At 69.8% G+C, this 25,059-nt stretch carries 28 protein-coding genes; 16 read left to right on the plus strand and 12 right to left on the minus strand.

Translation table 11 applies throughout. The features are described from left to right. Nucleotides 1-324: 324 nt before the first annotated feature. The 6 genes from ACXJKQ_RS16800 (at nucleotide 325) to ACXJKQ_RS16825 (ending at nucleotide 4,381) form a co-directional block, all read left to right on the plus strand. The gene (locus ACXJKQ_RS16800; RefSeq protein ID WP_012321860.1) at nucleotides 325-1,041 is read left to right on the plus strand and encodes a PhoH family protein; all 717 of its coding nucleotides are present in this window, start codon (nucleotides 325-327) and stop codon (nucleotides 1,039-1,041) included. Nucleotides 1,042-1,174: 133 nt separating this feature from the next. After that, nucleotides 1,175-1,411 (plus strand): hypothetical protein, encoded by a 237-nt coding sequence (locus tag ACXJKQ_RS16805; RefSeq protein WP_457106873.1) that lies wholly within the window; start codon nucleotides 1,175-1,177, stop codon nucleotides 1,409-1,411. A 141-nt stretch (nucleotides 1,412-1,552) separates the two neighbouring features. Next, nucleotides 1,553-1,837 carry an accessory factor UbiK family protein gene (locus ACXJKQ_RS16810; protein ID WP_457106874.1) on the plus strand — a complete coding sequence of 95 codons (285 nt, stop codon included), beginning with the start codon at nucleotides 1,553-1,555 and terminating at the stop codon, nucleotides 1,835-1,837. A gap of 290 nt (nucleotides 1,838-2,127) precedes the next feature. Further along, nucleotides 2,128-2,637, plus strand: a complete 510-nt coding sequence (locus ACXJKQ_RS16815) for a YbjN domain-containing protein (RefSeq protein ID WP_457106875.1) — start codon at nucleotides 2,128-2,130, stop codon at nucleotides 2,635-2,637. Between the two features lie 14 nt (nucleotides 2,638-2,651). Continuing rightward, entirely contained in the window at nucleotides 2,652-3,455 is an 804-nt protein-coding gene (gene proC, locus ACXJKQ_RS16820; protein ID WP_457106920.1) for a pyrroline-5-carboxylate reductase, read from the plus strand. A 104-nt stretch (nucleotides 3,456-3,559) separates the two neighbouring features. Then, a complete protein-coding gene (locus tag ACXJKQ_RS16825) occupies nucleotides 3,560-4,381 on the plus strand; it encodes a TetR/AcrR family transcriptional regulator (RefSeq protein WP_457106876.1) in 822 nt (273 codons plus the stop codon). A gap of 68 nt (nucleotides 4,382-4,449) precedes the next feature. On the opposite strand, the gene ACXJKQ_RS16830 is transcribed toward ACXJKQ_RS16825, so the two are convergent. Then, the gene (locus tag ACXJKQ_RS16830; RefSeq protein WP_457106877.1) at nucleotides 4,450-6,513 is read right to left on the minus strand and encodes a methyl-accepting chemotaxis protein; all 2,064 of its coding nucleotides are present in this window, start codon (nucleotides 6,511-6,513) and stop codon (nucleotides 4,450-4,452) included. Between the two features lie 489 nt (nucleotides 6,514-7,002). Then, nucleotides 7,003-7,437 carry a histidine kinase gene (locus tag ACXJKQ_RS16835; RefSeq protein WP_457106878.1) on the minus strand — a complete coding sequence of 145 codons (435 nt, stop codon included), beginning with the start codon at nucleotides 7,435-7,437 and terminating at the stop codon, nucleotides 7,003-7,005. 230 nt (nucleotides 7,438-7,667) lie between these two features. Here ACXJKQ_RS16835 and argJ point away from each other — a divergent pair, with 230 nt between their 5' ends. From argJ to ACXJKQ_RS16850, 3 genes are read left to right on the plus strand one after another with little or no spacing between them, the layout of a single operon-like run. Next, nucleotides 7,668-8,918, plus strand: a complete 1,251-nt coding sequence (argJ, locus tag ACXJKQ_RS16840; protein ID WP_457106879.1) for a bifunctional glutamate N-acetyltransferase/amino-acid acetyltransferase ArgJ — start codon at nucleotides 7,668-7,670, stop codon at nucleotides 8,916-8,918. Beyond that, nucleotides 8,915-9,631, plus strand: a complete 717-nt coding sequence (locus tag ACXJKQ_RS16845) for an SIMPL domain-containing protein (protein ID WP_457106880.1) — start codon at nucleotides 8,915-8,917, stop codon at nucleotides 9,629-9,631. Before argJ ends, ACXJKQ_RS16845 begins: the two co-directional genes overlap by 4 nt. Beyond that, nucleotides 9,628-10,056, plus strand: coding sequence for a (deoxy)nucleoside triphosphate pyrophosphohydrolase (locus ACXJKQ_RS16850; protein ID WP_457106881.1), 429 nt, complete (start codon nucleotides 9,628-9,630; stop codon nucleotides 10,054-10,056). Before ACXJKQ_RS16845 ends, ACXJKQ_RS16850 begins: the two co-directional genes overlap by 4 nt. Before the next feature lie 6 nt (nucleotides 10,057-10,062). Here the strand turns inward: ACXJKQ_RS16850 and ACXJKQ_RS16855 are convergent, their stop codons facing one another. The 4 genes from ACXJKQ_RS16855 to ACXJKQ_RS16870 form a co-directional block, all read right to left on the minus strand. Continuing rightward, nucleotides 10,063-11,040, minus strand: coding sequence for a Gfo/Idh/MocA family protein (locus ACXJKQ_RS16855; RefSeq protein ID WP_457106882.1), 978 nt, complete (start codon nucleotides 11,038-11,040; stop codon nucleotides 10,063-10,065). A gap of 265 nt (nucleotides 11,041-11,305) precedes the next feature. Further along, the gene (locus ACXJKQ_RS16860) at nucleotides 11,306-11,716 is read right to left on the minus strand and encodes a DoxX family protein (RefSeq protein ID WP_457106883.1); all 411 of its coding nucleotides are present in this window, start codon (nucleotides 11,714-11,716) and stop codon (nucleotides 11,306-11,308) included. A gap of 32 nt (nucleotides 11,717-11,748) precedes the next feature. Continuing rightward, on the minus strand, nucleotides 11,749-12,381 hold the full coding sequence (locus tag ACXJKQ_RS16865; RefSeq protein ID WP_457106884.1) for an alpha/beta hydrolase: 633 nt from the start codon (nucleotides 12,379-12,381) through the stop codon (nucleotides 11,749-11,751). 71 nt (nucleotides 12,382-12,452) lie between these two features. Further along, a complete protein-coding gene (locus tag ACXJKQ_RS16870) occupies nucleotides 12,453-13,376 on the minus strand; it encodes a ring-cleaving dioxygenase (protein ID WP_457106885.1) in 924 nt (307 codons plus the stop codon). 120 nt (nucleotides 13,377-13,496) lie between these two features. Between ACXJKQ_RS16870 and ACXJKQ_RS16875 the strand changes: the two genes are divergently transcribed. Next, the gene (locus ACXJKQ_RS16875; RefSeq protein ID WP_457106886.1) at nucleotides 13,497-14,435 is read left to right on the plus strand and encodes a LysR family transcriptional regulator; all 939 of its coding nucleotides are present in this window, start codon (nucleotides 13,497-13,499) and stop codon (nucleotides 14,433-14,435) included. Nucleotides 14,436-14,721: 286 nt separating this feature from the next. Next, nucleotides 14,722-15,417, plus strand: a complete 696-nt coding sequence (locus ACXJKQ_RS16880) for a GntR family transcriptional regulator (RefSeq protein WP_457106887.1) — start codon at nucleotides 14,722-14,724, stop codon at nucleotides 15,415-15,417. A gap of 49 nt (nucleotides 15,418-15,466) precedes the next feature. Here the strand turns inward: ACXJKQ_RS16880 and ACXJKQ_RS16885 are convergent, their stop codons facing one another. From ACXJKQ_RS16885 to ACXJKQ_RS16900, 4 genes are read right to left on the minus strand one after another with little or no spacing between them, the layout of a single operon-like run. Beyond that, complete coding sequence (locus tag ACXJKQ_RS16885) at nucleotides 15,467-16,045, minus strand: GbsR/MarR family transcriptional regulator (RefSeq protein WP_457106888.1); 579 nt, start codon at nucleotides 16,043-16,045, stop codon at nucleotides 15,467-15,469. Nucleotides 16,046-16,093: 48 nt separating this feature from the next. Further along, nucleotides 16,094-16,216, minus strand: a complete 123-nt coding sequence (locus tag ACXJKQ_RS16890; RefSeq protein ID WP_331294531.1) for a DUF2474 family protein — start codon at nucleotides 16,214-16,216, stop codon at nucleotides 16,094-16,096. Further along, a complete protein-coding gene (gene cydB / locus ACXJKQ_RS16895) occupies nucleotides 16,216-17,223 on the minus strand; it encodes a cytochrome d ubiquinol oxidase subunit II (protein WP_457106889.1) in 1,008 nt (335 codons plus the stop codon). Before cydB ends, ACXJKQ_RS16890 begins: the two co-directional genes overlap by 1 nt. A 7-nt stretch (nucleotides 17,224-17,230) precedes the next feature. Further along, complete coding sequence (locus ACXJKQ_RS16900; RefSeq protein ID WP_457106890.1) at nucleotides 17,231-18,649, minus strand: cytochrome ubiquinol oxidase subunit I; 1,419 nt, start codon at nucleotides 18,647-18,649, stop codon at nucleotides 17,231-17,233. A gap of 257 nt (nucleotides 18,650-18,906) precedes the next feature. Between ACXJKQ_RS16900 and ACXJKQ_RS16905 the strand changes: the two genes are divergently transcribed. Further along, nucleotides 18,907-20,121, plus strand: coding sequence for a pyridoxal phosphate-dependent aminotransferase (locus ACXJKQ_RS16905; protein ID WP_457106891.1), 1,215 nt, complete (start codon nucleotides 18,907-18,909; stop codon nucleotides 20,119-20,121). 42 nt (nucleotides 20,122-20,163) lie between these two features. On the opposite strand, the gene ACXJKQ_RS16910 is transcribed toward ACXJKQ_RS16905, so the two are convergent. Further along, nucleotides 20,164-21,090 (minus strand): dihydrodipicolinate synthase family protein, encoded by a 927-nt coding sequence (locus ACXJKQ_RS16910; RefSeq protein WP_457106892.1) that lies wholly within the window; start codon nucleotides 21,088-21,090, stop codon nucleotides 20,164-20,166. Nucleotides 21,091-21,356: 266 nt separating this feature from the next. On the opposite strand from ACXJKQ_RS16910, the gene ACXJKQ_RS16915 reads away from it, so the two are divergent. The 3 genes from ACXJKQ_RS16915 (at nucleotide 21,357) to ACXJKQ_RS16925 (ending at nucleotide 23,692) form a co-directional block, all read left to right on the plus strand. Then, nucleotides 21,357-22,130 (plus strand): amino acid ABC transporter substrate-binding protein, encoded by a 774-nt coding sequence (locus ACXJKQ_RS16915; protein ID WP_457106893.1) that lies wholly within the window; start codon nucleotides 21,357-21,359, stop codon nucleotides 22,128-22,130. 123 nt (nucleotides 22,131-22,253) lie between these two features. Further along, on the plus strand, nucleotides 22,254-22,934 hold the full coding sequence (locus ACXJKQ_RS16920; protein WP_457106894.1) for an amino acid ABC transporter permease: 681 nt from the start codon (nucleotides 22,254-22,256) through the stop codon (nucleotides 22,932-22,934). Beyond that, nucleotides 22,931-23,692, plus strand: a complete 762-nt coding sequence (locus ACXJKQ_RS16925) for an amino acid ABC transporter ATP-binding protein (RefSeq protein ID WP_457106895.1) — start codon at nucleotides 22,931-22,933, stop codon at nucleotides 23,690-23,692. Before ACXJKQ_RS16920 ends, ACXJKQ_RS16925 begins: the two co-directional genes overlap by 4 nt. 43 nt (nucleotides 23,693-23,735) lie before the next feature. Here the strand turns inward: ACXJKQ_RS16925 and ACXJKQ_RS16930 are convergent, their stop codons facing one another. Next, a complete protein-coding gene (locus tag ACXJKQ_RS16930) occupies nucleotides 23,736-24,464 on the minus strand; it encodes an SDR family oxidoreductase (protein WP_457106896.1) in 729 nt (242 codons plus the stop codon). A 310-nt stretch (nucleotides 24,465-24,774) separates the two neighbouring features. Here ACXJKQ_RS16930 and ACXJKQ_RS16935 point away from each other — a divergent pair, with 310 nt between their 5' ends. After that, nucleotides 24,775-24,999, plus strand: coding sequence for a hypothetical protein (locus tag ACXJKQ_RS16935; RefSeq protein ID WP_457106897.1), 225 nt, complete (start codon nucleotides 24,775-24,777; stop codon nucleotides 24,997-24,999). Nucleotides 25,000-25,059 lie beyond the last annotated feature (60 nt).

Raw genomic sequence — 25,059 nt, forward strand, 5'->3', positions numbered from 1 at the left:
CCGCGTCATCGCGTCTCCTCCATCCTGGATCTGATGCATCGGTGCCAGCCGGGCGGCTTTTTCCCGGCGACCACCCTGAACGTCACCCCTTAGTCACACCCGACGCGCAATCGTCGGGGGCGAATCGCGGTGGTGCGGCAGTTGCATCGCGTATTCGGCCGTGCGCGGCACGTCGTGACGCTCTCCACAGGCGGACGCACGCGGCGCGGAACCTTCGGCACGGGGCCGGTATTAGGTCCGCAAACAAGTAGATCCGGGAGCAAGCAGGTAAACGGCAGTTCAGCGACAGATCCAGGTTGGCAAGTCCCGTTGGAGTGTACATCCATGAAGAGACGCCGCGCACGACTTGAACTGGTTGAAGACCGCACGTCCCGCATTCACCGCACGCGCTTCGACGAAGAACGCAACCTCGCCCCGATCCAACCGCTCACCGAACGCCAAGCCGAGTATCTCGACGCCCTCGCCCGCTCCCCGCAGGTCATCGTCCTCGGGCCGGCCGGCACCGGCAAGACCTTCATCGCCGGTACCCGCGCGGCCGACCAGCTCCGTCAGCGCCGGATCGCCAAGGTGGTGATCACTCGCCCGAACGTCCCGTCCGGCCGGTCCCTCGGCTACTTCCCCGGCACCCTCGAAGAGAAGATCGCCCCCTGGGTCGCCCCGCTGACCGAGGCCATGAAGGAGCGCATGGGCGCCGCCGCCTTCGAGATCGCCCTCAAGACCGGCGACATCGAGATCGTCCCCTTCGAAGTGATGCGTGGTCGGACCTTCAAGAATTGCCTCGTGATCCTCGACGAGGCCCAGAACACCACGATCAACGAGATCAAGATGTTCCTGACCCGCATCGGCGACGATTGCCAGGTCATCATCAACGGCGACGTCTCGCAGACCGACCTGCGCGAGACCTCGGGCCTGCGCACGGTGATGCACATGGTCAAGAGCCGGATGATGCCGATCCCCGTGGTGGAGTTCACCCGCAACGATATCGTGCGCTCGGGCATCTGCGCTGAATGGGTGAAGGCGTTCGAGGAAACAAATCTCTAATCCAAAAGTTGATGGCGGCGGGTCCTCGACGACCCGCCGTGCCGTCCCCCGGCACGAGACGACTCTCCGCTCCTCCCGTCCGGGAGGATGAACCGGGTACCATACCCGGCCATCAGAGAACTGGAGTCTCCTCGTGAGGAAACTGACCTTCGCCTTCGCCGTTCTGGCCTCCCTCGGCGGTGCCGCCCTCGTCCAGCCGGCTTCGGCCGCCCCCGCCATGCCCGGTGCCGTCACGACCACCGACGCCGTGACGCACGTTCGGATGACTCCGAGGGAACACCGGATGATGCACCGCCGCATGCATCACCGGATGATGCATCATCGCATGCACCGCCGGATGATGCACCGCCGCATGCATCACCGTATGTGACGTTCTACGGCGGGGCGGGGTCAGACCGGCCCCGTTCCGCCCGTTCTGACGTTGCTCCCCGGCTCGAAGATTCCTATCTCCTCGGCTCGCATCGCGCAGTCAGGCGGCCGTCGCGGCAGCCGGCCGATCCGGGAGACCAGGATGCCCCCCTCCAATCGACTGTTCGACGATCTTGCCCGCCTGATGACGGACGCCGCCGGCGCCGCGCAGGGTGTGCGCCGCGAGGCTGAGACCGTGGTCAAGGCGCAGCTCGAACGCGTGATCCGCGATCTCGACGTCGCCTCCCGCGAGGAGCTCGATGTCCTGCGCGATCTGGTCACCCATCTTCAGGCCCAGAACGACGCTCTGACGGCCCGCGTGACGGCCTTGGAGGCGAAATCCGGTGCCGCGGCAGCCGGGGCGGCGGGCCTGAGTGAGGCCGTCTGAGTCCCCGCGGCAACGCCGGGGGCTTTTACACAGGAAGCGGCGTCGACGATCCCGTTTCCTGTTCACTGAATGTGACCTGCACTTTGTGTCGCGAGTCACGGGCGGTCTATAGTCAGGCATAGGGTGATTCGGGGCCTGCAGGGCGATGTCAGCAGCGCTTTGACAGTCGATCGCTTCACCTCCGGCGCAAATCTGCCGGCCGTTCCAGTTCTCGGAGTGTTCTCGCGCTCCGGATTCGCGTCACCGTCACGTCGGGCCGGATCTCATCCGGGCCGTCCTTTTGGATCGTCATGCCGCTTCTCAACGTCGACTTTCACGACCCGGACCGGAACGAGCATCCGCTCGACGTCGTCGAGCGTTTGGCGTCCCTGCGCGACTGGATCTTCGACCGGGCAGAGACCGACGAGATGTCGGTCACGAGCCCCGGCCGTTGGACCGACTATAACGTGGCCTTCACGTGGATCGAGGACGTCGAGGCCCTCCATGTGGCCTGCGCCTTCGACCTGAAGGTTCCGGAGCGGCAACGCACCGAAGTGATGCGCCTGATCGCGCTGATCAACGAGCAGCTCTGGGTCGGCCATTTCGACCTCTGGACGACCGATAGCGTAGTGATGTTCCGCCACGCGCTCCTGCTGACGGGCGGCGCGGTTCCGACCCATCCGCAATGCGCCACCATGATGAAGACCGCGGTGACCGCCTGCGAGCGTTACTTCCAGGCGTTCCAGTTCGTACTCTGGGCCGGCAAGAGCGCCCGAGAGGCGCTGGACGCCGTGCTGTTCGAGACCGAAGGCGAGGCGTGACCGGCCCCATGCGGATGCCCGCCTCCCTGGTCCTCGCCGGGGCCGGCAAGATGGGCGGCGCGATGCTGGTGGGCTGGCTGGATGCGGGCCTCGACCCGCACCACACGACGATCATCGACCCCGTGCCGATGCGCGAGATCGCGGAACTCTGCGCTGCGCGGGGTATCGCCCTGAACCCGCCGGTCGCTGCGCCCGGCGCCGTGCTGGTCCTCGGGATCAAGCCGCAGGGCCTGGACTCCGCCGCACCCAGTCTCGATCGGCTGATCGGACGTGAAACGCTCCTCGTCTCGATCCTGGCGGGCAAGTCCGTAGCCGACCTGCGCGCCCGGCTGCCGCGGGCGCGCGCCGTGGTTCGGGCGATGCCGAATCTGCCGGCGAGCATCGGCCGGGGCGCCACCGGGGCCTGCGCGAATTCCGAGGTCTCGGCCGATCAGCGCGCGGCCGCCGAAGCGCTGTTCGCGGCGAACGGCACGGTCGAGTGGCTTGCGGACGAGTCGCAGATCGACGCGGTGACGGCGGTCTCTGGGTCCGGTCCAGCCTACGTCTTCCTGCTCGCCGAAACCCTGGCCGAGGCGGGCATCGCGGCCGGTCTGGAGCCCGCCATAGCCCACCGCCTCGCCCGGGCGACGGTGGCGGGGGCCGGCGCGCTCCTCGATGCGAGCCCGACCGAGGCGGCGGAGCTGCGCCGCAACGTCACGTCACCCGGCGGCACCACGGCGGCGGCGCTGGACGTGCTGATGCGCCCGGACGGGCTCGGGGCTCTGATGCGCGACGCGGTGGCGGCAGCGCGTCGCCGGGCGGGTGAGCTGTCCGGCTGACGCGGCGGCGACCTCCGTGCGGCATGGCCGCGCGACGGCCCTGCCCTTCGCCGAACGGCCGCCTACATGAGGCGACACGACCGACAGATCCGGGCGATCGATCCATGACCGAAAGCAAAGTCTCCGCAAAGCGCCCCCGCAAGGCCGCGACCCCGTCCAAGGGAACCGGCACCCACGAGCGTGTCGGGCAGGAGAGCGTTGCACAGGCTGCCTCCGCTCAGGACAGCGCAGCGCCGGCCGCCGGCGCGTCGAAGCTATCTCCCCGTGAGGCCGCCGTCGAAGCCCTGATGCGGCTCGCCGCCGAGCAGCCCTGGAACGACATCGAGGTCAGCGATATTGCCCGCGAGGCAGGCCTGACGCTTGCCGAGTTGCGCGACCTCTTCCCGTCGAAGGGCGCCGTCCTCGGCGGCCTGACACGCATCATCGACCGCAAGGTCCTGGAAGGTGATCTGGCGGGCCTCGAGGAGGAGCCGACCCGCGAGCGCCTGTTCGACGTGCTGATGCGCCGCCTCGACGCGATGGAGCCCTACAAGCCGGCCCTGCGCCGCATCGCCTATGCCCTGCGCGGCGAGCCGCTCTCGATGCTGGCGCTGAACGGCGTCATGCTGAACTCCCACCGTTACATGCTGGCCGCGGCCGGGATCGATACCGAGGGTCCGCTCGGCCAGCTCAAGCTCCAGGGCGTGGTCATTGCCTTCGCCCGCGTGACTCAGGTCTGGCTCGACGACGACGATCCGGCGCTGGCCCGGACGATGTCGCGGCTCGACAAGGAGATCCGCAACGGCGAGCGCATCATGGAGCGGGCCGAGGATGTCCGCCGGTTGACGGCGCCGCTGCGTGCGCTCGGGCGCTCCTTCCTGGATCGTCGCCCACGCACGCGCCGGGGCGACGACGGCGACGAGACCGATCCCGCGGCCGCGATCTGAGCCGGTTTCACGGACGGGGTTCTCCGACCAGCCGGGGCCGTGGCGAGGCGAGCTTGCACGTCCCCATGTCACGCGGCCTGAATATCGCTGAGGAAGCTGTCGACCTCTCGCTTGACCGTCTGAGATTGCGTGGCCAGCTCGGAGGCCACGCTCTGGACCTGCCCGGCGGCATTGCCGGTCTCTCGGGCCGCGGCCAGCACCCGCGAGACGTTGGCCGAGACGTCTTCCGTGCCCCGTGCCGCCTCGCCGGCGTTGCGCGAGATCTCGGCCGTGGCCGCCGTCTGCTGCACCACGGTCGCGGCGATGGCGCCGCTGATCTCGTTGACGGTGGCGATCGTCCGGGCAATCTGCTGCATCGCCTCCGCGGCCTGCCCGGAGGCCATCTGGATCGCGGCGATCTGCCCGCCGATCTCCTCGGTGGCCCGCGCCGTCTGACCCGCCAATTCCTTCACCTCTGACGCGACAACGGCAAAGCCGCGCCCCGACTCACCGGCACGCGCAGCCTCGATGGTGGCGTTGAGCGCCAGCAGGTTGGTCTGGCTCGCGATCCCCGAGATCATGCTCACGGCCGCGCCGATCTGCTCGGCGGCGGTACGCAGACTCACCATGGCGGCGTTGGTCGCCTCCGCCTCGTGGGCCGCAAGTCCGGCCACCTCGTTGGAGCGCAGCACCTGCCGCTCGATCTCCTGGAGGGAGGAGACCATCTCCTCGGCGGCCGCCGCCACGGTCTGAACGTTGGCCGAGGTCTGTTCGGCGGCCGAACTCGATGTCACCGCCTGGCTATTGGTATCATCAGCCACCCGGGTCATGGCCCGCGCGGTGGCATCGAGTTCGCTCGTGGCCGCCGTTACGATGTCGAGCGAGCCCGCGATCTTACGATGGAAGGCATGGACCAGTTCGTCCACCCGTTCGACCCGGTGCTGGCGGGCCTCCTGCTCGGCGGCCTGCGCCGCCTCCAGTTCGGCCCGGGCCACGGCGTTGTGGCGGAAGATGTCGATCGCCCGGGCCATGGCCCCCATCTCGTCGGTGGCGCTGCGGTAGGGCACCGTGACCTTCATGTCGCCGTCGGCCAATCGGGTCATCGCCCCGGTCATAACGGCGATCGGCCGGCCGACGCTGCGCGCGAGCAGGAAGGCCAGGATGCCGCCGAGGACCAGCGCCAGGACGATCAGGACGATCTCCACCCGCCTGACAGTCTTGACGGCCTCGCTGGCCTCCGCGTCCATCCGGTTGATGCCAGCCAGGATCCTGCCGCGCAGATCCGTGCCGACCTCGTCGATGGCCTCGACATGCGGCTTGATCCCGGTTTCGAATGCTGCGCGGGCAGCCTTCGCCGCCTGATCGAAGCTTTGAAAGCTGCCGAAGGCGGCGTCGAGCGCAGCCCGCAGAGCCGCGGCCTGCGGGCTGAACGGAGCGCCCCCCGGGGTCGCCTTGAACGCCTCGACGGCGGCGCGTGCTTCGTCCATGGAGCGGATGTAGGCCTCGAAGTCACGCGGATCGGATTTGATGGCGTAGCGCGCGGCTGCCAGACGCGCTTCGAGAACGACGGTCTCGACGCCTGCAGCCCGACTGAACATCCTCTCTTCGTTGCGTGCACGGACGTCCGCAACCAGCGTCTTCGTGAGGTGGGCGAGGCTGTTGCCGGCCTCGAACATGCGCGTCCTGGCCTCGACGAGCGCCGCACCCGTGGCCGTGAGGTGCTCGAGTTCGGGCTTCAGGGCTCGGGCATCGTCGCCAATCCTGGCGAAGAGCATGCGCCCGAGATCCGTTATGGCGCTGGCCGTGCCCTTCTCAGAACTCTCTTCGATCGTGCGGCGCGCCTGTTCCATGGCGGGAATCCGCTCGGGCTGCGGCATGAGCCGATACGTCTCGGCGAAGCCCCTGAGTCGCGCGGCGAGACCATCGACCGCGAGGATCGTCTGCGCAGTCCTGTAGAGGCGGCTGCGGACCTCGTAGCTGTCATCCAGTCGATCCTGTTGATAAATCGCGTACGCACCGATGATTGCCGCCGTCATTACAAGCAGAACGAATCCAGCGTATAATCGCGATCGTATCCCAATGTACATTTTAGATGCTCCCAAAGAGCACGCTGCCAAATTACCAACTTCAACAAAGTCAAGATATTGTGACATTACTGTGTCGTTCCAGATAAAACAATTTCAGGTCTTGTTTTAGAGCAAATCAAAAGAAGGCATATTTTTATGAACGCTCCAATGATCGTCGCGTCACAGGTGCTGAAAGATTGGTGTTGTCGCTCGAACACATCCGGCCGGCGACCAAGACACGATGATCGGGCAAACGCTTGGCCCGAAGCGTTTCAATCTCAACGTGCCAATGCGTTAGGCCAGCGAAGCGGGAGCCATGACTAATCAAGTCCTTGGGCGAAGACGTATCCTCGCGGAACTGAAACTCCGCTCATCCAATCGTGCTTTCGGGATAGCTTGCGAAACTTCGCGTGACGCGGTCCTGTCCGACCCTCGTGATGCGCGAACGGCTAGGCGCGGCTGGGCATCGAGCCGAGCTCCTGCCGATTCCCTCGATAGCTCGCGTGCGCACCGCACGGCTGGCTGTCCGTCCTGATGGCAGGCGGAGCGGCGGCTTCAGGACCGAGAGGGAGCGCCTCAGGCGGCGCGGTTCGCGAGCGCCTCGCGCATCATCGTGGCGACCATCCCGTTCTGGAGCTGGTCGCGCGGAACGAGCAGCGCGTCGGGGATCCGCGCAGAAGCTTCCGGCCCCACAGCCTCGACCGGATCGCTGGCGAGGATGATGCGCAGCGCCGGTCGCAACGCACGGGCCTCGACGGCGAGCTGCGCGCAGCAGAGGCCGCCCTGCAGCGCCGTATCCACCACGATCACGTCCACGGGCAGGCCGAGGGCGAGCACCGTCATCGCGTCCACGCCCCGATCACAGGCCGTGACCTGATACCCCAGCATCCGGACCTGCGCCGAGACCTCGTCGCGCCAGCGCTTGTTCCGGCCGACCACCAGAACCTGGATCCGGTAGCAGCCGCCCTTGGGACGCGTGCTGGAGGCAGTCTCGACGTCGGCTGGGGGCATTCCGCACTCGACTTCGCGCTGGCATTGCGATGCAGCATGCTAAGCTGGGAAGCAATCCACGCGCAAGCCCGCCGCCGTGATGGCGCCGCATTCGGCGCCGCCGTTGCACAAAGCCGATGCACCTGCGCAGCCTGACCATAGGCTGGGCACGGAGTTGACGCCCCGGGGTTCGCGTGGGCAACACCGGCACGCCGCGGAACCTGAGCCGCGCGCTGCCGGAGCCCGAGCCGATGTCGTCCGCGAAAGCCCCTCCCGTCTCCCCGCTGGCGCCCACCTCGATTCCCGAGCTGCCCCCCCTGCCGGGGGTGCGAATCGCCACCGCCCAGGCGGGGATCCGCTACAGCGGCCGCACCGACGTGCTCTACGTCTCCCTGGAACCCGGGACCCGGGCGGCGGGAGTGTTCACCCGCTCGAAATGCCCTTCGGCGCCGGTAGATTGGTGTCGGGAAGCCCTGGCGGACGGGTCCGCGCGAGCCCTCGTGGTCAATTCCGGCAACGCCAACGCCTTCACGGGCCGTCTCGGCCGCGATGCGGTGGCACGTACCGTCGAGATCGCCGCGCAGGCGGCGGGATGCGCCACGCGCGAGGTCTACGTCGCCTCGACCGGAGTGATCGGCGAGCCGCTTCCGGCGGAGCGATTCGAGGGCGTGCTGGCGGACTGCGCGGCCCGGGCCGAGGACGGGGCGGCCGCCTGGGCCGCGGCGGCCCGCGCAATCATGACCACCGACACCTTCCCGAAGCTCGCCACGCGCTCCGCCGAGATCGACAGCGTGCGCGTGACGATCAACGGCATCGCCAAGGGCGCCGGCATGATCGCCCCCGACATGGCTACGATGCTGTCCTTCGTCTTCACCGATGCGGCGCTGCCGCAGGACGTGCTCCAGGCGCTCCTGTCGGCGGGAACGAAGACGAGCTTCAACTGTGTGACCGTGGACGGCGACACCTCCACCTCCGACACGCTCATGCTGTTCGCCACCGCCAAGGCCGGAAATCCGGCGATCGGCGACCCCGCCGACCCGCGCCTCGCCGGCTTCCGGGAGGCGCTGGACGGCCTGCTGGTGGAGCTGGCCCAGCTCGTCGCCAAGGATGGCGAGGGCGCGCGCAAGTTCGTCACCGTGCGGGTCACGGGCGCCGAGAGCGACGCCTCCGCCCACCGCATCGCGATGTCCATCGCAAACTCGCCGCTGGTGAAGACCGCGGTGGCGGGCGAGGACGCCAATTGGGGCCGGGTCGTGATGGCCGTGGGCAAGGCCGGCGAGCCCGCCGACCGGGACCGGCTGGCGATCTGGTTCGGCGACGTGCGCGTCGCCGTCCAGGGTGCCCGCGATCCGACTTACAGCGAGGCGACGGCGAGCGCCGTGATGCGCGAGGCCGAGATCGGGATCCGGGTCGATCTCGGCCTCGGCGAGGGCTCGGCCCGCGTCTGGACCTGCGACCTGACCAAGGCCTACATCGAGATCAACGGGGATTACCGCTCGTGAAGGCGGCCTTCGTCGGCGCTCTCCTCGTCACGGCCCTGGCGACCCCGGCGCGGGCCGATGACGCGGCGTGCAAGCGCCACATCAGCGTCGTCGGGCGGGCCGCGGAGGCCCGGACGCCGGACTTCGCCGAGGTGACCCTGGGTATCGAGGCACGGGGCGCGACCGCGGCCGCCGCCCTCGACGCAGCTTCGAAGGCGGTGACCGGGGTCTCGGCACAGGCCCGCACCCTCGGGGTCCCGCCGGCCGATATCGGCACGGCCGCCGTCAGCCTGYAGACCGCCACACGCTCCGTCGCCCGGCCGGGCGGCGCCGTCACCGAGGAGCCCGACGGCTACCGCGCCAGCAACCTGGTCAGCGTCCGGCTCGCCGACATGGACCGGCTGGGCGACCTGCTCCGGCAGGCTCTCGATGCCGGAGCGAACCGGATCGACGGTGTGAGCTTCGGGATGCGCGATCCGGACAAGATCGAGTCCGCCCTCCAAGTCGCTGCGACTCGGGACGCGCGCGCGCGGGCCGAGGCGCTCGCAGAGGCGCTCGGTGCCAAGCTCGGCCCGCTCTGCACCCTGAGCACCACGGGCGCAGCCGCGTACCGCCCGGCGCTGGAGATGGCCCGCGCGGCCCCGATGACGGCCAAGGGCCGCCGGGTCCCGATCGAGGCGGGCACGATCCCGATGTCCGCCGAGGTCTCGGCCACCTTCGCGGTGGCGCCATGAGCGCGCCCGGAACCGCTCCCCTGCGCCTCCTCCTGGTGGTCGCGGTGGCCCTCGTCGACGTCGACGGCCGCGTGCTGGTGAGCGAGCGCCCGGCGGGCAAGCAGCTCGCCGGCCTGTGGGAGTTTCCCGGCGGCAAGGTCGAGCCCGGCGAGCGCCCGGAGCAGACCCTGATCCGGGAGCTCGCGGAGGAACTCGGCATCGCGGTCGAGGAGCCCTGCCTCGCACCGCTGACCTTCGCCAGCCACGCCTATCCGGATTTCCACCTTCTGATGCCGCTCTACGTCTGCCGGCGCTGGACGGGGACACCGCGGTCGATGGAGGGGCAAGCGCTCAGATGGGTCCGGCCCAGGGCGCTGCGCGACCTCGCGATGCCGCCCGCCGACGCGCCGCTGATCCCGTTCCTGATCGACCTGCTGGAGGTCTGATCCCGGTCACAGGGCCAGGATGCCCTCCACGACTTCCTGCACGTCGAGCGCCTCCGCGAACGTGGCGAGGTGGTGGGGCTCGCCGCGTGCCATCCGGACGACGCCTTCCAGCTGGCGCCGGAGGGTGATCGGCCGGAGCCGTTCGTTGGGAATCGCGCCGGGCTCCGGCTCGAAGCGCCCGTCGGCACCCCGACGCTCGGCGATGGCCCAGTCGCGCAGCCGGACGGCCCCGGCATCGCCCTCCAGCGTCCAGGTGTTGTGATCGTCAGCCTCGACGCCCCCGACCCGTCCGGTCAGGGTCACGGGGATCCCGCCGGCCGTGAGCGTCACGTCGACCGCCCGCTCGGACCGGCCCGGCTCCGGGAAGTCGATCCGGCCGGCCAACCCCTGGAGCGGGCCGAGCTGCCGGCGGGCCAGGAACAGGAAATGCGAGACCACCTCACGGGTGAACCCGCCTTCGGCCCGGGCGTCGAGCCAGCGCGCGGCATCGGCCTGCCAGGGTCGGGGCCACCGCGCGAACGCCACCGCGATGGTGAGCGTCCGTGGCGTGCCGATCGCGCCTGCGGCGATCCAGCCCTCGATCGTCGTCACGCCGGGCGACGAGGCGAACGGAAAATTGACCGCCCCGGCGCCCCCGGCTTCCGCCACGAAGGCGCGGGCATCGGCGCGGTCGATGGCCAGCGGCTTCTCGCAGAACACGCTCCGGCCGGCGGCCAGGGCGGCGCGGGCGTAGCCCAGATGCGAAGCGGGCGGCGAGGCGACGTAAACGCAATCGCTCGCCGAGACGACGGCGGCGGCATCGGCGACGCGGGGTACCGCCGGGAAGGCGGCGCCGATCCGGGCCAGGGCGTCCGGCGCCGGATCCCAGATCGCCGCGACGCGAACCGGGGAATCCGCCGCCCCGTGGATGGCGCCGAGCAGGCGCTCGCCCATGATCCCCGCGCCGATGATCCCGAGGGCGAGGGGGGCGTCGGAGGCAGGCATGAAGGGATCCGTGAAGGTTTGCGTCTGACGGGCCGCGCCGGTGGCCCCTCGGAGAGGCTTTAGGGGCACGGACCGACGCGGGAAAGGCCGCCCGACCCTTCAACCCCCGATGAAGGCGAGCCTCCGCTCGTTCCAGGCGCCGCCGTCGAGGGGGCAGCGGGGGCTGAAGTCCTCCGGCTGCCCGGTGACCCATCCTCGACATCGATCGACGCGCCAGCCTGCACCTAGGATCGGCAGGCTGGTCTGCCGAGGGTCGGGACACCGGTCAGGCCCGGCCCCGTCGGGCGTCGAAGCTGATCGGGCCAGCCCCGAAGGCCGCAACCTGGAGCAGGCCGCCCGCCATGGCCAGGTTCTTGAGGAAGTGGAACATCTGGTTCTGGTCGCCGAGGGCCGCGTGGAAGGTCACCGCGGTGGCCACCGCGAAGAGGGCGAGGGCCAGGGCGACGAGCCGGGTGCGATAGCCGGCGACGAGCAGCAGGCCCCCGACGACTTCCACGGTGGTCGCTGCCGCGTAGGCGACCGGCGGCAGCGGCAGGTGGGCGGCCTCGATGGTCGCGAGCGTCGCGGCGGGCGCGGCGAGCTTGCCGGCGCCGCTCACGAGGAAGATCGCGCTCATCAGGATCCGGCCGGTGACCGGCAGCAGGGCCGTCGGGCCGGACAGGGTCGAGGAAGTCATGGTGGTCATCCGTTCTGGCTTCTGTCTGAGAATCAGGCCGCTTCGGGGAGAGCGAGGCTGTGGAGCCAGCCTCGCGCCAGACTGACATCGACCTGCGACAGGCCGTGGCCACTAGGCAGGATCCGGTGCTCGACCCGCGCCCCGGAGGCGGCGAGTTGCTGCGCGAGACGAGCGGCATTCTCTGCCGGGACGATCGGATCCATGGACCCGGACAGGATCAGGACCGGCTTTCCGGCGAGATCCGCCGCCGGGGGCTCGGCGAACGGGACCATCGGGCGGATCAGCACGGCGCCCGCCAAACTCTCCGGCCGGAGCATCAGCAGCGACGCGGCGATGTTGGCACCGTTCGAGAAGCCCAGCGCGAGAGGTGCCCGGAGGCCGTACCGCGCCCGGGAGGCCATCACGAAGGCGGCGAGGTCGCCGGTGCGCCGACGCAGATCCGCCTCATCGAAGACGCCTTCCGCCAGCCGGCGGAAGAACCGCGGCATCCCGTTCTCGCTCACCGGGCCGCGCGGGGACAGCAGCGCAGCCTCCGGCGCGACCGACCGGCCGAGGGGCAGGAGATCGGACTCGTCTCCGCCGGTCCCATGGAGCAGCAGAAGCGGGTGCACGGTGTCCGCTCCGGGCTCGAAGCGGTGGATGAAGCCGAGGGTGTCCTGGGTCATGGCGACCTCGCTGGTGATCGGTGCGGATCCCGCCCCGCTCTACGCGGGGCGGGCGGGATGATCGTCCGGGTTCAGGCGACCTCGGGGAGTACGGCCTCGATCTCGGCCCGGTGCGGCTCAAGCCCGGCAGGGAGTTTCAGGGCCTGCCCGAGTTCCTCGATCGGCTCGTCGACCGCGAAGCCGGGCGCGTCCGTGGCGATCTCGAACAGCACCCCGCCGGGCTCGCGGAAGTAGATCGAGCGGAAATACTGCCGGTCGCGCTGCTCGGTGACGTGGAGACCCCGCGCCGCCAGCGCCCGGCCCATCGCGGCCTGCGCGGCATCGTCGGCTGCCCGGAACGCGATGTGGTGAACCGAGCCCGCCCCCGGCCGACCGGGCAGGAACCCGCCGACGGCCCGCAGGGTGACGAGGCCGCCGAGCGCGGCGCTGCCGGCGAAGCGGACCAGGTTGCCCTCGCGGCCGACCTCCTGCAGCCCCAGCACCTCCGTCAGGATCGCGGCCGTAGGCTCGGCCCTTTCGAGGAGCAGCGTCACCCCGTGCAGGCCGCGGATCGCGTGCTCGGCCGGCACTTCGCTCGAGGCCCAGCCCTCCGCGTCGCCGACATCGACGCCCACCAGGGCGAGCATCATGCCGTCCGGATCGCGGAAACGCAGGGTCGGCTCGCCGAAGACCTGGACCAGCGGCTCGTGTGCGACTCCCTTCTCGATCAGGCGGTGGGTCCACCAGCCGATCGAGGCGCGGGGCACCCGGAAGGCGGTTTCCTGGGTCTCGCCGATCCCGACGCGACCGGGCGCGGCGTGCTCGATGGGGAAGAAGGTCAGGATCGTGCCGGGCTGACCCGCGGCGTCACCGTAGTACAGGTGGTAGGTGCCCGGATCGTCGAAATTGACCGTCTTCTTGACCAGCCGCAACCCGAGGACGCGGGTGTGGAAGTCGAGGTTGCGCAGGGCCGGGCCGGAGAAGGCTGTGACGTGGTGGAGGCCAGTCTGAACCATGGCGATGTCTCCCTGAAGACCGCTGCGACGGGCAGCGCGTGTCCGATGCCGGGAATGTGCCCCTTGCCAAGTTTCGCGAAAATAGAAACGATGGAAACCTATCGTTTCCGGATTTGATCGATGCGGCTACCCGATTTCGAGGCCTGGGCGGTGTTCGCCAAGGTGGTGGAGACCGGCTCCTTCGGCCGGGCCGCCGAGGAACTCGGCCTGTCGAAGGCCACGGTGTCGAAGGCTGTCAGCCGGCTGGAGGTCCGGATCGGCGCGCGGCTATTCAACCGCACGTCCCGGAAGCTCGCGCTCACCGAGGCCGGTCAAGCCGCCAAGGACAGCGCGGCGCGCATCCTGGCGGAGGGCGAGGCGGCCGAGGCGCTCGCCACGGCGGGCGCCTCGGAGCCCCGCGGTCTGGTGCGGCTCGCCGCGCCGATGACCTTCGGCGTGATGCACGTGGCGCCGATCCTCCCGGCTTTCCTGCGGCTTTATCCGTCGGTGTCGGTGGACCTGCATCTGTCCGACGCGGTCGTCGACCTCGTCGGCGGCGGATTCGATATCGGGCTGCGCATCGCGGCGCTGCCCGATTCGTCGCTGCGGGCGCGGCGGCTCTGCGCGATCCGCCGCTCGCTGGTAGCCACGCCCGCCTACCTCGATCGGCATGGCCGCCCTGAGCATCCGGACGACCTCGCCCGCCATGCCTGCCTCGGCTATGCCTACCTGCCGACGCCCGATCGCTGGCGATTCGCGGATGGCGACGGTTCGGACGCCGTCGTGGTGCCGGCGGGGCCGCTCCGGGCGAACAACGCGGAGGCGCTGGCGCCGGCCCTGCGGGCGGGCCTGGGCCTCGCCCTGCAACCCGATTTCATGATCTGGGACGACCTTGAGGCCGGGCGGCTTGAAAGGGTCCTGCCGGCCTGGTCGCTGCCGCCCATCGCGCTGCATCTCGTCATGCCACCGGGCGATCCGCGGCCGGCGCGGGTGACGGCGCTGATCGCGTATCTCGGGCAGACACTCGCCCGAGCGCCCTGGGCCGATCCGCACGATCGGCAAACTCCGCCAACGGGATAGAGTGCTAATCAGAGACCGGCACGACAGTGCCCACTCTACAGACCCGGCTTCTTTCCCAACCTATGACAGTGTCGTCCGCGAATACGTGTACTATCGGCGCCCGGCGTGATTCGAGGTCGCGACGCCGGTCGCGCGGTTGGGCATCGAGCATGGCGCGTGGCGTGACAGAATGGTCGCGGCGCCATTGAACCTCAGGTTGTGCAAGGCAATCTGGCATTGGACACGCGCGCAATTCCAGGGCATGCCAACGCCGCGTATGAATGTATACCTTCCCGCTGAGGCGCTGATGTCCCCTGGGGTCCCGGAACTGCCTGCGCCCGACCGGCTGCGGCACAAGACCGTGGCTGCGGCTGTCGCAGACTCGCTGCGTCAGCAAATTCTGAACGGGGACCTGCCGGCCGGCGCGCAGCTCCGCCAGGACGCCCTGGCCGAGGCGTTCGGGATCAGCCGGATCCCGGTCCGCGAGGCCCTGCTGCAGCTGGAAGCCACCAATCTCGTGAAGATCATGCCGCACCGCGGCGCAGTGGTGACAGGACTGTCGCTGTTGGAGGTCGAGGATATCTTCCAGCTGCGCGTCCAGCTGGAGCCGCAATTGCTGCTGCTCTCGGCACCGCACCTGACGCCCGACGACCTCCGGAACCTCGACGTCGTCTCGAAGGAGTACGGCACGGCGCTGGAGACCGGACAGGTCCTTCGGTGGGGCGACCTGAACCGCCGTTTCCACCTCGACCTGCTTCGCCACGCCGATCGCCCGCGCTCGCTGAGCATCGTGTCCGGATTGCTGCAGGATTGCGAGCGCCCGACGCGCCTGCAGATCGGCACCTCCGAAGACGCGACCCGCGCCGTCCGCGAGCACGCGGAGATCCTGGCTCTGTGCGCAGCGCGCAAGGGCGAGGAGGCAGCAGCGTCCCTGCGCCACCACATCGAGCATATCGCCGACACCCTCACCACCCTCTACCGAGGGGCGCTGGCCAACGCCTGATCACCGTCAGCACGCCCCGCTCGGCGGCGCGAGCCCGGAGGAGGCCCCGTCAGTCCGACTTGGGCGCCCGACCGCCGATCCGCGCCGGCAGGCGGGTCAGGCGGTCCTTCATCTCCAGGACCTTCTGGACCTTCGCGCCGAGGCTGAGGAGCTGGACGAGGCGCTCGGTATCGAGGCGGCGCACGTCGGCGTACCAGCCGGCGAACAGTTCGAAGAGATCGTGCATCTCGGTGAGGCGCGCCTGGGCATGCCGCTCCTCCTCGGTGCCGGCTTCCTGCATGAGAAGTTCGCGCAGGAGGGTCAGCGTCGGATCGACCTCCCGCTTCTTGCGCTCTTCGACCAGGGTCCGGACGATCTGCCAGATGTCCTCGGGCGTCGTGAAGTAGTCGCGTCTGTCCCCCGGTCTGTGCTGGAGACGGACGAGATTCCAGGCCTGCAATTCCTTCAGGCCCATGCTGACGTTGGAGCGCGACACGCCGAGCCGCTCCACGATCTCATCGGCGTTGAGCGGCCGCTCGGCCACGAACAGCAGGGCGTAGATCTGCCCCACGGTCCGGTTGATGCCCCAGCGCGAACCCATCTCGCCGAAATGCAGCACGAAGGTCTGGACGAGCGGGGGCAGCTGCACGGCAAGGATCCCACGCGGGCAAGGGTCAGGAGGGCGCCCCCCGGTCTATCAGCTCTTGAGCCAATACCGGAGGACTGTCGCGACGAAGCCGAGGCCGACGATGCTGGAGGCCCAGAGCCCCACGAACCACGCGAGGCGCTTCCAGAGGGGCTGTGCTGCTGCGGGTGCCATCAGTGATATCCGTGCGCGTCGACCTTGCCGCGGAAGACCCAGTACGAGTAGGCCGTGTAGGACAGTATGATCGGGATCAAAACCGACGCGCCGGCGAGCAGGAAGATCTGGCTCGCCTCGGGGGCGGCCGCCTGCCAGATCGTGATCCGGCCCGGCACGATGTCGGGGAAGATGCTGATGCCGAGCCCCAGGAAGGTCAGGGCGAACAGCCCCAGCGCGATCAGGAAGGGCGCCCGCTCGGCGCCGCCCCGCAGGCTGCGCCACAGGGCGTAGGCCGCGAGCGCCACGAGCAGCGGCACCTGCGCGGTGACGAGCACGTTCGGCATCGCCAGCCAGCGCTCGTAGTAGCGGCCCTGCAGGAACGGCGTCACCGCGCTGACGAGGGCGATGGCTGCGACCGTCGCCACGGTGAGGCGCAGGGCGTAGCGCCGGGCCTGCAGCTGGAGCAGGCCCTCGGTGCGCATCACCAGCCACGTCGCCCCGAGCAGCGCGTAGGCGACGACCAAGCTCGCGCCGACGAGGAGGCTGAAGGGCGTGAGCCAGTCCCACCAGCCGCCAGCATAGGCCCGTCCCTCGACCGCGATGCCCTGCAGGAGGGCGCCCAGCGTGATCCCCTGGGCCAGGGCCGCCACCAGCGAGCCGCCCGCGAAGGTGACGTCCCAGGCGGCGCGGTGGCGGGGATCGCGCCAGCGGAACTCGAAGGCGACGCCGCGGAAGATCAGCCCGAGCAGCATCGCGATGATCGGCGCGTAGAGCGCCGGCAGGATCACCGCGTAGGCCAGGGGGAAGACGGCGAACAGGCCGCCGCCGCCCAGCACCAGCCAGGTCTCGTTGCCGTCCCAGACCGGGGCGACCGAGTTCATGGCGGTGTCGCGGTCCGCGCCCGGCCGGAGGACCGGGAACAGGAGGCCGATCCCGAGATCGAAGCCGTCCATGACGATGTAGGCGAAGACCGCGAAGGCGATCACGAACGCCCAGATCACCGTGAGGTCGAAGCTGTAGGCCATGGGTCTCTCACTCGGCCGGCTGGAGGTGGCGGTCGGGATCGATCGCCGGGGCGGGCGTGATGCCCGCCGTCCGGATCGGCGCGCCGGGCTCGATCCCGCTCTCGCCGGCATGCGGGGGCTGGCCCATCAGGCGCAGCATGTAGCCGGTGCCCATGGCGAAGACCGCGAAGTAGACCACCACGAAGGCGGTGAGCGAGGCCGCCACCGCCGGCGCGTGCAGCGGCGAGGCCGACTGCGCCGTGCGCAGCAGGCCGTAGACCGTGTAGGGCTGGCGCCCGACCTCGGTGGTGATCCAGCCGGCCAGCACCGCCACGAAGCCCGCCGGACCCATGGCCACCGCGAAGCGGTGCAGCGGGCGCCACGCGTAGAGGGTGCCGCGCCAACGGGCGAGGAGGCTCAAGGCGCCGAGCAGCAGCATCAGCATCCCGAGGCCGACCATGATGCGGAACGACCAGAACACGATCGGCACCGGCGGCCACTCCGCCCGCGGCAGGCTGTCGAGCCCCTTCAGGGGCGCGTCGAGGGCGTGCTTCAGCACCAGCGAGGACAGCTTCGGGATCTCGACCGCGTAGCGCACGGTCCCGGCCTTTTGGTCGGGCAGGCCGAACAGCACCAGCGGCGCGCCGTCCGGGTGGCTCTGGAAGTGCCCCTCCATGGCCATGACCTTGGCGGGCTGGTGCTCAAGGGTGTTGAGGCCGTGCGCGTCGCCCGCGAGGATCTGGACCGGCGCGACCAGGGCGGCCATCCACATCGCCATCGAGAACATCGTCCTGGCGGCCGGGTTGGCCCGGTCGCGCAGCAGGTGCCACGCGCCGACCGCACCCACCACAAGGGCCGTCGTCAGGTAGGCGGCGAGGACCATGTGCACGAGGCGGAACGGGAAGGACGGGTTGAACACGATCGCCCACCAGTCCAGCGGCACGAACTGGCCCTCGGCGTTCGTGCCGTAGCCCGCCGGCGTCTGCATCCACGAGTTCACCGCCAGGATCCAGAACGCCGAGAAGAAGGTCCCGAACGCCACCATCAGCGTCGCCGCGAAGTGCAGCCGCGGCCCGACCTTGCGCATGCCGAACAGCATCACGCCGAGGAAGCCCGCCTCCAGGAAGAAGGCCGACAGCACCTCGTAGGCCATCATCGGACCGAGCACTGGGCCGGTCTTGTCGGAGAAGACCGACCAGTTCGTGCCGAACTGGTAGGACATCACCAGCCCGGACACGACGCCCATCGCGAAGGCGATGGCGAAGATCTTAATCCAGTACTTGAACAGATCCAGGAAGACCGGGCGGCCGGTAACGAGCCAGAGCCCCTCCAGGACGGCGAGGAAGCTCGCGAGGCCGATCGAGAAGGCCGGGAACACGATGTGGAAGGCGACCGTGAACCCGAACTGCATGCGGGCGAGGATCAGGGGATCGAGGTTGGCGAGCACGTCGGGCCTCCGGCTCTGAGCGTGACCCGGCGTGTAGCATTTTCAGAAATGTCTGAAAAGTCAGAACGTCAATGTGCTACGCTTCGAGATAGGCCGCGCCGGCCTGCGAAGCCCATCCGGATACCGCGCGGGTCTGGACGTCCGTGGCCGAACGCGGCAGGGTCGCGCTCTTCCCCACAGGCCGGGACCCTGCAGGCGCATCGGTGCATGCCGCGCACCGGCACGCCGCGTCCCGACGCAAGGAGAGCACGCGCCGCATGGCCGACACCCTCGTATCCGCCGCGCCCGTCGATCTCGCCGCCGCGCTCTCGGCGCGCATCCGCGGCATCGGCACGAGCCAGATCGGCCTCGTCGCGGATCGCGGGCGGGACGACCCGGAGGTGGTGAAGCTGTGGATCGGCGAGGGCGATCTGCCGACGCCGCCCTTCATCGTCGAGGCCGCGCACCGGGCGATGCTGGCCGGACATACCCGCTACACGACGTCGCTTGGCCTGCCGGCGCTGCGCGCGGCGCTCGGGGCCTACCACGCCCGCCACTGGGCCGTGGAGATCCCGCCGGACCGGTTCGGCGTCACGGCGGGCGGCATGAACGCGATCATGCAGGCGGCCCAGGTGCTGCTGGAGCCGGGCGACGAGATGATCATCCCCTCCCCGGCCTGGCCCAATCTCGCCGAGGCGGTGCGCATCGCCGGCGGCGTGCCCGTGACGGTGCCTTACCGCCGCCTGCCGGACGGCCGCTTCGCGCTGCCGCTCGCCGACATCGCGGCGGCGATCACGCCGCGCACCCGGGTGATCATGGTGAACTCGCCCTCGAACCCGACGGGCTGGACCATGCCGCTTCCGGAGATGAAGGCCCTGCGCGACCTCGCCCGGGACCGCGGCCTCTGGATCCTCTCGGACGAGGTCTACGCGCACTTCACCTACGGCAACCGGATCGCGCCGTCCTTCCTGCAGATCTGCACGGAGGACGACCGGCTGATCGTGACCAACACCTTCTCGAAGAACTGGGCGATGACCGGCTGGCGGGCCGGCTGGGTGATCTATCCCCGCGGCCTCGCGCCCACCTTCTCCAAGCTCGGGCAGTACAGCACCACCTCGATCCCGACCTTCGTCCAGCACGCCTGCATCGCGGCCCTCGAGGAGGGCGACGGCTTCATCCGCACGATGGTGGACCGCTGCGCCGAGGCCCGGGCGATCCTGGTGGAGGGGCTGTCGCGCCTGCCGGGCGTCACGGTCGCGCCGCCGGACGGGGCCTTCTACCTCATGGCCCGGATGGGCGGCGACGAGCCGAGCCTCGACCTGGCGCTGCGCCTGCTGCGGGAGGCCAAGGTCGGCGTGGCGCCGGGCACCGCCTTCGGGCCGGAGGGCGAGGGCCTCGTGCGGATGTGCTTCGCCATCAGCCCGGATCTGGCCCGGGAGGCGGTGCGCCGGCTCGCGGGCGTGCTCGGGACCCGGGCGCCGGCCGCGCACTGAGATCCGGCGCGGGCCGCGCGACCGGGACCCGTATCCCCCGTCTCAGCGGCCCCAGCGCAGGACCAGCGCGTCGTTGCGCCGGGCGAGCTCGATCAGGCCGGCTCGCGTCGCCGGGTGCAGGGGCTGGATCGGCAGCCGCGCGGTCTCGCTCGCGATCACGCCGCCCTCGGCCATCAGCGCCTTGCAGGCGAGCAGGCCGCACTGCCGGTTCTCGTAGTTGATCAGCGGCAGCCAGCGCGCGTAGGCGTCCATCGCCGCCTCCCGGCGGCCCGCCGCGTAGGCGTCGGTGATCTGGCGGATGCCGTCTGGGTAGCCGCCGCCGGTCATCGCCCCGGTGGCGCCGGCGTCGAGGTCGGCCATCAGGGTGATCGCCTCTTCGCCGTCCCAGGGACCCGCGACCGCGTCGCCGCCCAGCGCGATCAGCTCGCGGAGCTTGGACGCGGCGCCGGCGGTCTCGATCTTGAAGTAGGCGACGTTCGCGATCTCCCGGGCCATGCGCGCCAGGAGCGGCGCCGACAGCGGCGTGCCGGCCACCGGCGCGTCCTGGATCATGATCGGGATCGCGATCGCGTCCGAGACCGCGCGAAAGAAATCGACGACGCCGAGTTCCGGCACGCGGATCGTGGCGCCGTGATAGGGCGGCATGACCATCACCATGGCGGCCCCGGCGGCTTGCGCCTGACGCGAGCGCTCCGCACAGACCTGCGTGGCGAAGTGGGTGGTCGTCACGATCACCGGGACGCGGCCGGCCACATGCTCCAGGACAGCGTGCATCACCCGTTCGCGCTCGTCGTCGGTGAGGACGAACTGCTCTGAGAAGTTGGCCAGGATGCACAGGCCCTCGCTGCCGGCATCGATCATGAAGTCGATCGCCCGGCGCTGCCCGTCGAGATCGAGCGCGCCCGAGGCGTCGAAGACCGTGGGGGCCACCGGGAAGACGCCCCGATAGGCGTGAGCAGGCGAGGTCATGCGCGGTCCTTCGGATCGCACGTCCCGGCGGACGAATCGTGTCCTGGGGCGGGACCCGGCCGCGTCTTAGCACGAGGCGACGCTGCGCCGAACGGAGCGGCGCGCCCGGATCGTTGAGCGCGCGGCCGGGATTGAGCAAACCAAGCTGTCGACAAGCCCACCGCCTTTCCTGTACGGCCAAGCTCTTCTTTGTTTTGTCCATCGATAGCCGAGATCACGCGCGGCGACCGCACGAGAACAGTGCTCTCCATTCGGAGTCTATTGTAATGCGATTCTTCTTCGTCAGCCGCGTTGCGGCCCTCGTCGCCGCTACACTCCTTGGCGTACCCGCCCGGGCCGACGACCTCGACGCCATCCGTACCGCGAAGACACTGCGCATCGGGACGGAGGGCACCTACGCGCCCTTCACGTTCCACGACGCCTCCGGGGCGCTCGTCGGCTTCGACGTGGAGATCGGCCGCAAGGTCGCCGAGCAATTGGGCGTCACGCCGCAATTTCTCGAAGGCAAATGGGATGGGCTGATCGCCGGGCTCGACGGCAAGCGCTACGACGTGGTGATCAACCAAGTCGGCATCACCAAGGAACGGCAGGCGAAGTTCGACTTCTCCGAACCCTACATCCGGTCGCGGGCCGTGCTGATCACCCGGGCGGACCGGTCGGACGTCAAGTCCTTCGCCGACCTGAAGGGCAAGAAGGCCGCGCAGAGTCTCAGCAGCAACTTTGCGCGCCTCGCCGAGCAGTCCGGGGCCGAGCTCGTCGGGACGGATGGCTTCGACCAGTCGGTCCAGCTCGTCCTCACAGGGCGCGCCGACGCAACCGTCAACGACAGCTTGTCGTTCTTGGACTTCCACAAGCAGAAGCCGAACGCCCCGCTGAAGATCGCCGCCGAGCAGGCCGACGCGGATGCCTCCGGCATCATCATGCGCAAGGACAACCCCGCGCTGAAGGCCGCCATCGACAAGGCGCTCGAGACGATCAAGGCCGACGGCAGCTACGCGGCGATCGCCCAGAAGTATTTCGGCGCCGACGTCTCGAAGTAGACCGTCCGCCGGAAAGACTGTTCAGGGCGCGCCACCGAGGCGCGCCCGCCGCGGAGAGGCCACGCCCGGCCGCCGATTCTCGACAGCCCGTCGCTCGTTCCGCCCGATAGGAGACGCCGCCCCGTGCCGCACTGGCTCGACCTCATGCTCCAGTCGCTCGGGCCGCTGCTCGCGGCCGGCCTGCGCTTCACCGTCCCGCTGACGCTCATCGCCTTCGCGCTGGGACTCGGGCTGGGGCTCGGAACCGCCCTCGTGCGCCTGTTCGCGCCCCGACCGCTGGCGGCCCTCGCCTGGCTCTACGTGTGGGTCTTCCGGGGCACGCCGCTACTCGTGCAGCTCTTCGTCATCTTCTACGGCCTACCAAGCGCAGGGATCCTGATCGACGCCTTCCCGGCCGCCGTGATCGGTTTCACGCTCAATGTCGGCGCCTACACGTCCGAGGTCATCCGCGCCGCCATCGCCTCCATCCCGAAGGGGCAGTGGGAGGCCGCCTACGCCACCGGCATGAACCCGGTCCAGGCCCTGCGCCGCACGATCCTGCCCCAGGCCGCGCGGGTGGCGGTGCCGTCGCTGGCCAATTCCTTCATCGCGCTGGTCAAGGACACCTCGCTCGCCGCTGCGATCACCGTGCCGGAGCTCTTCCAGGCGGCCCAGCGCATCGTCGCCGTCACCTACGAGCCGCTGATCCTCTACATCGAGGTGGCGCTGATCTACCTCGTCCTGTGCACGCTCCTGTCCTGGCTGCAATCGCTCCTGGAGCGGCGCCTCGGACGCTACGGCGGCTATCTGGAGGCGCGCGCGTGATCGCCCTGTCGGCCATCGAGAAGAGCTTCGGCGGCAACCCGGTCCTGCGGGGCGTCGACCTCGACATCCCGGAGGGACAGGTCACGGCGCTGATCGGCCCATCGGGCTCGGGCAAGTCGACGCTCCTGCGCTGCGTGAATCTCCTGGAGATCCCGCAGGCCGGCACGCTCACCCTGGGCGACCTCCACCTCACCTTCCGGCCGGGAAAGCCGCCCGGCCGGCGGGAAGTCCTCGCGGTGCGCCGCCAGACCGGTATGGTGTTTCAGAACTTCCAGCTCTTCCCCCACCGCACCGTGATCGAGAACGTCACGGAGGGCCTCGTCACCGTCGCCGGTTGGCCTCAGGCCAAGGCCAAGGGGCGCGCTCTGGAACTGCTGGAACGCGTCGGCCTCGCCCACAAGGCCGCAGCCTGGCCAGCCAGCCTGTCGGGCGGCCAGCAGCAGCGTGTCGCCATTGCCCGCGCGCTCGCCCCCTCACCGCGCCTGCTCCTGTGCGACGAGCCGACCTCTGCCCTGGACCCGGAACTCGCCGCCGAGGTGGTGGACGTGCTCGCCGGGCTCGCGGGCGAGGGCATGACCATGCTGATGGCCACGCACGACCTGCGGCTCGCGCGGCGTGTCGCGGACCGTGTGGTGTTCCTGGAGGGCGGCACGATCGTCGAGCAGGGACCGGCCGCCGCTCTGTTCGGCCGGCCGACCGATCCGCGCACCCGCCGCTTCGTCCGGACGCTGCTCGGCGAGGCGGCGGAGGGGACCTGAGACAACGTCGCCGCGCCCAAGGGCGGCCGGGCCGGCGGCGCGGTCAGATCGTCCATCCGCCGTCGATCGTCACGGCCTGGCCGGTGGTGTAGGTCGCGCCCGCCAGGTAGACGGCGAGGTCGGCGATCTCCTCCGGGCGGCCCAGCCGCCCGATCGGCTGCCTCGCGATGAAGGCGGCCCGGGTCTGCTCGTAATCGCCCTGCGCGCGGATCCGCTCCTGCAGAGACGGGCTCTCCACCGTGCCCGGGCAAATCGCGTTGCAGCGGATGTTGTGGCCGACATAGTCGGCGGCCACCGCCTTGGTCAGGCCGATCACCGCCGCCTTGGTGACGCCGTATGCGAAGCGGTTGGGCACCCCCTTCACCGAGGAGGCGACGGAGGCCATGTTGACGATGGCACCGTCGTGGCGCTCCAGCATGCCGGGCAGCACCGCCCGGATCGTGCGGATCATGGCCTTGACGTTGAGGTCGAGGGCGAAATCGAGGTCGGCGTCGTCCATCTCGAGGATGGTCCCGACATGGACCACCCCGGCGCAGTTGAACAACACGTCGACGGGACCGATGCGCTCGACCAGGGCGGTGACCGCGCTCGGGTCCAACACGTCGAGGACGGCGGTGCTGAGAGCGTCACCCTTCAGCTCGGCCAGGGTGTCGGCGTTCACGTCGGTGGCGTAAACCCGCGCCCCGGCCCGCGCGAAGGCGAGCGCGCTGGCGCGCCCGATCCCCTGCGCCGCTGCCGTGATCAGGACCGTCTTCCCGGAGAGATCTGCCATTTCTCGCTCCTCGCAGGCTGGGTGTCGGTGCGCGGCGTCCAAGCGGATACGCCTGTCGCGCCCGGCAGGGCCGCCGATCAGATCCGGGGCCTCGGGCCGAGCGGCCAGACGTTGTAGGTTCCGACCGGGCCGTGTTCCAAGCCCGGCCCGGTCGGTAGCGCGGCCTCGTCGCCGACATGATCGATCGCCCTCCGCACACTGCGCAGGTGAGGGAAGGGAATCGTGCCCGTCCGGCCATCGCCGCGCAGCTGCGGATCCACAGCAGCCGTTCCGGCGTTCTTTCGTCAGTATCGTTTGGTGGAGGATCGCCGTGGGACTTGCAGCCTTCGTCTTTTTCGTCGTCCCCTGGATGGCCGTCGCGATCTGGCTCTCAATGCGCCCGTCCGGTGCTCGCCTCGGCGTACCGGCCGCGCCCTGGCGTACGCTGACGGACAATCCGCCGCCGTCGCGGGATCAGCAGCGCGCGCCCGAGACGCACAGCATGGGATCGGCCACGGCGCATGACGGCAAGCACGCGCCGATCGAGGTCGTGTAGGTTCGGCCGGGCGGCTCGGAGCGCCTCCGCCTTCGAATAGGAGCGGCCGGGATCGCACTT

Source organism: Methylobacterium sp. P5_C11, from assembly GCF_054049775.1.

Excerpts from the sequence above, each read along its gene's own strand:
- argJ (WP_457106879.1), top strand. The coding sequence starts at position 7,668 with ATGTCGTCCGCGAAAGCCCCTCCCGTCTCCCCGCTGGCGCCCACCTCG.
- ACXJKQ_RS16800 (WP_012321860.1), top strand. The coding sequence starts at position 325 with ATGAAGAGACGCCGCGCACGACTTGAACTGGTTGAAGACCGCACGTCC.
- ACXJKQ_RS16835 (WP_457106878.1), bottom strand. The coding sequence starts at position 7,437 with ATGCCCCCAGCCGACGTCGAGACTGCCTCCAGCACGCGTCCCAAGGGC.
- ACXJKQ_RS16905 (WP_457106891.1), top strand. The coding sequence starts at position 18,907 with ATGGCCGACACCCTCGTATCCGCCGCGCCCGTCGATCTCGCCGCCGCG.
- ACXJKQ_RS16875 (WP_457106886.1), top strand. The coding sequence starts at position 13,497 with ATGCGGCTACCCGATTTCGAGGCCTGGGCGGTGTTCGCCAAGGTGGTG.
- ACXJKQ_RS16850 (WP_457106881.1), top strand. The coding sequence starts at position 9,628 with ATGAGCGCGCCCGGAACCGCTCCCCTGCGCCTCCTCCTGGTGGTCGCG.
- ACXJKQ_RS16890 (WP_331294531.1), bottom strand. The coding sequence starts at position 16,216 with ATGGCACCCGCAGCAGCACAGCCCCTCTGGAAGCGCCTCGCGTGGTTC.
- proC (WP_457106920.1), top strand. The coding sequence starts at position 2,652 with ATGCCCGCCTCCCTGGTCCTCGCCGGGGCCGGCAAGATGGGCGGCGCG.
- ACXJKQ_RS16865 (WP_457106884.1), bottom strand. The coding sequence starts at position 12,381 with ATGACCCAGGACACCCTCGGCTTCATCCACCGCTTCGAGCCCGGAGCG.
- ACXJKQ_RS16815 (WP_457106875.1), top strand. The coding sequence starts at position 2,128 with ATGCCGCTTCTCAACGTCGACTTTCACGACCCGGACCGGAACGAGCAT.
- cydB (WP_457106889.1), bottom strand. The coding sequence starts at position 17,223 with ATGGCCTACAGCTTCGACCTCACGGTGATCTGGGCGTTCGTGATCGCC.
- ACXJKQ_RS16915 (WP_457106893.1), top strand. The coding sequence starts at position 21,357 with ATGCGATTCTTCTTCGTCAGCCGCGTTGCGGCCCTCGTCGCCGCTACA.
- ACXJKQ_RS16855 (WP_457106882.1), bottom strand. The coding sequence starts at position 11,040 with ATGCCTGCCTCCGACGCCCCCCTCGCCCTCGGGATCATCGGCGCGGGG.
- ACXJKQ_RS16870 (WP_457106885.1), bottom strand. The coding sequence starts at position 13,376 with ATGGTTCAGACTGGCCTCCACCACGTCACAGCCTTCTCCGGCCCGGCC.
- ACXJKQ_RS16825 (WP_457106876.1), top strand. The coding sequence starts at position 3,560 with ATGACCGAAAGCAAAGTCTCCGCAAAGCGCCCCCGCAAGGCCGCGACC.
- ACXJKQ_RS16930 (WP_457106896.1), bottom strand. The coding sequence starts at position 24,464 with ATGGCAGATCTCTCCGGGAAGACGGTCCTGATCACGGCAGCGGCGCAG.
- ACXJKQ_RS16830 (WP_457106877.1), bottom strand. The coding sequence starts at position 6,513 with ATGTCACAATATCTTGACTTTGTTGAAGTTGGTAATTTGGCAGCGTGC.
- ACXJKQ_RS16910 (WP_457106892.1), bottom strand. The coding sequence starts at position 21,090 with ATGACCTCGCCTGCTCACGCCTATCGGGGCGTCTTCCCGGTGGCCCCC.
- ACXJKQ_RS16810 (WP_457106874.1), top strand. The coding sequence starts at position 1,553 with ATGCCCCCCTCCAATCGACTGTTCGACGATCTTGCCCGCCTGATGACG.
- ACXJKQ_RS16880 (WP_457106887.1), top strand. The coding sequence starts at position 14,722 with ATGTCCCCTGGGGTCCCGGAACTGCCTGCGCCCGACCGGCTGCGGCAC.
- ACXJKQ_RS16860 (WP_457106883.1), bottom strand. The coding sequence starts at position 11,716 with ATGACTTCCTCGACCCTGTCCGGCCCGACGGCCCTGCTGCCGGTCACC.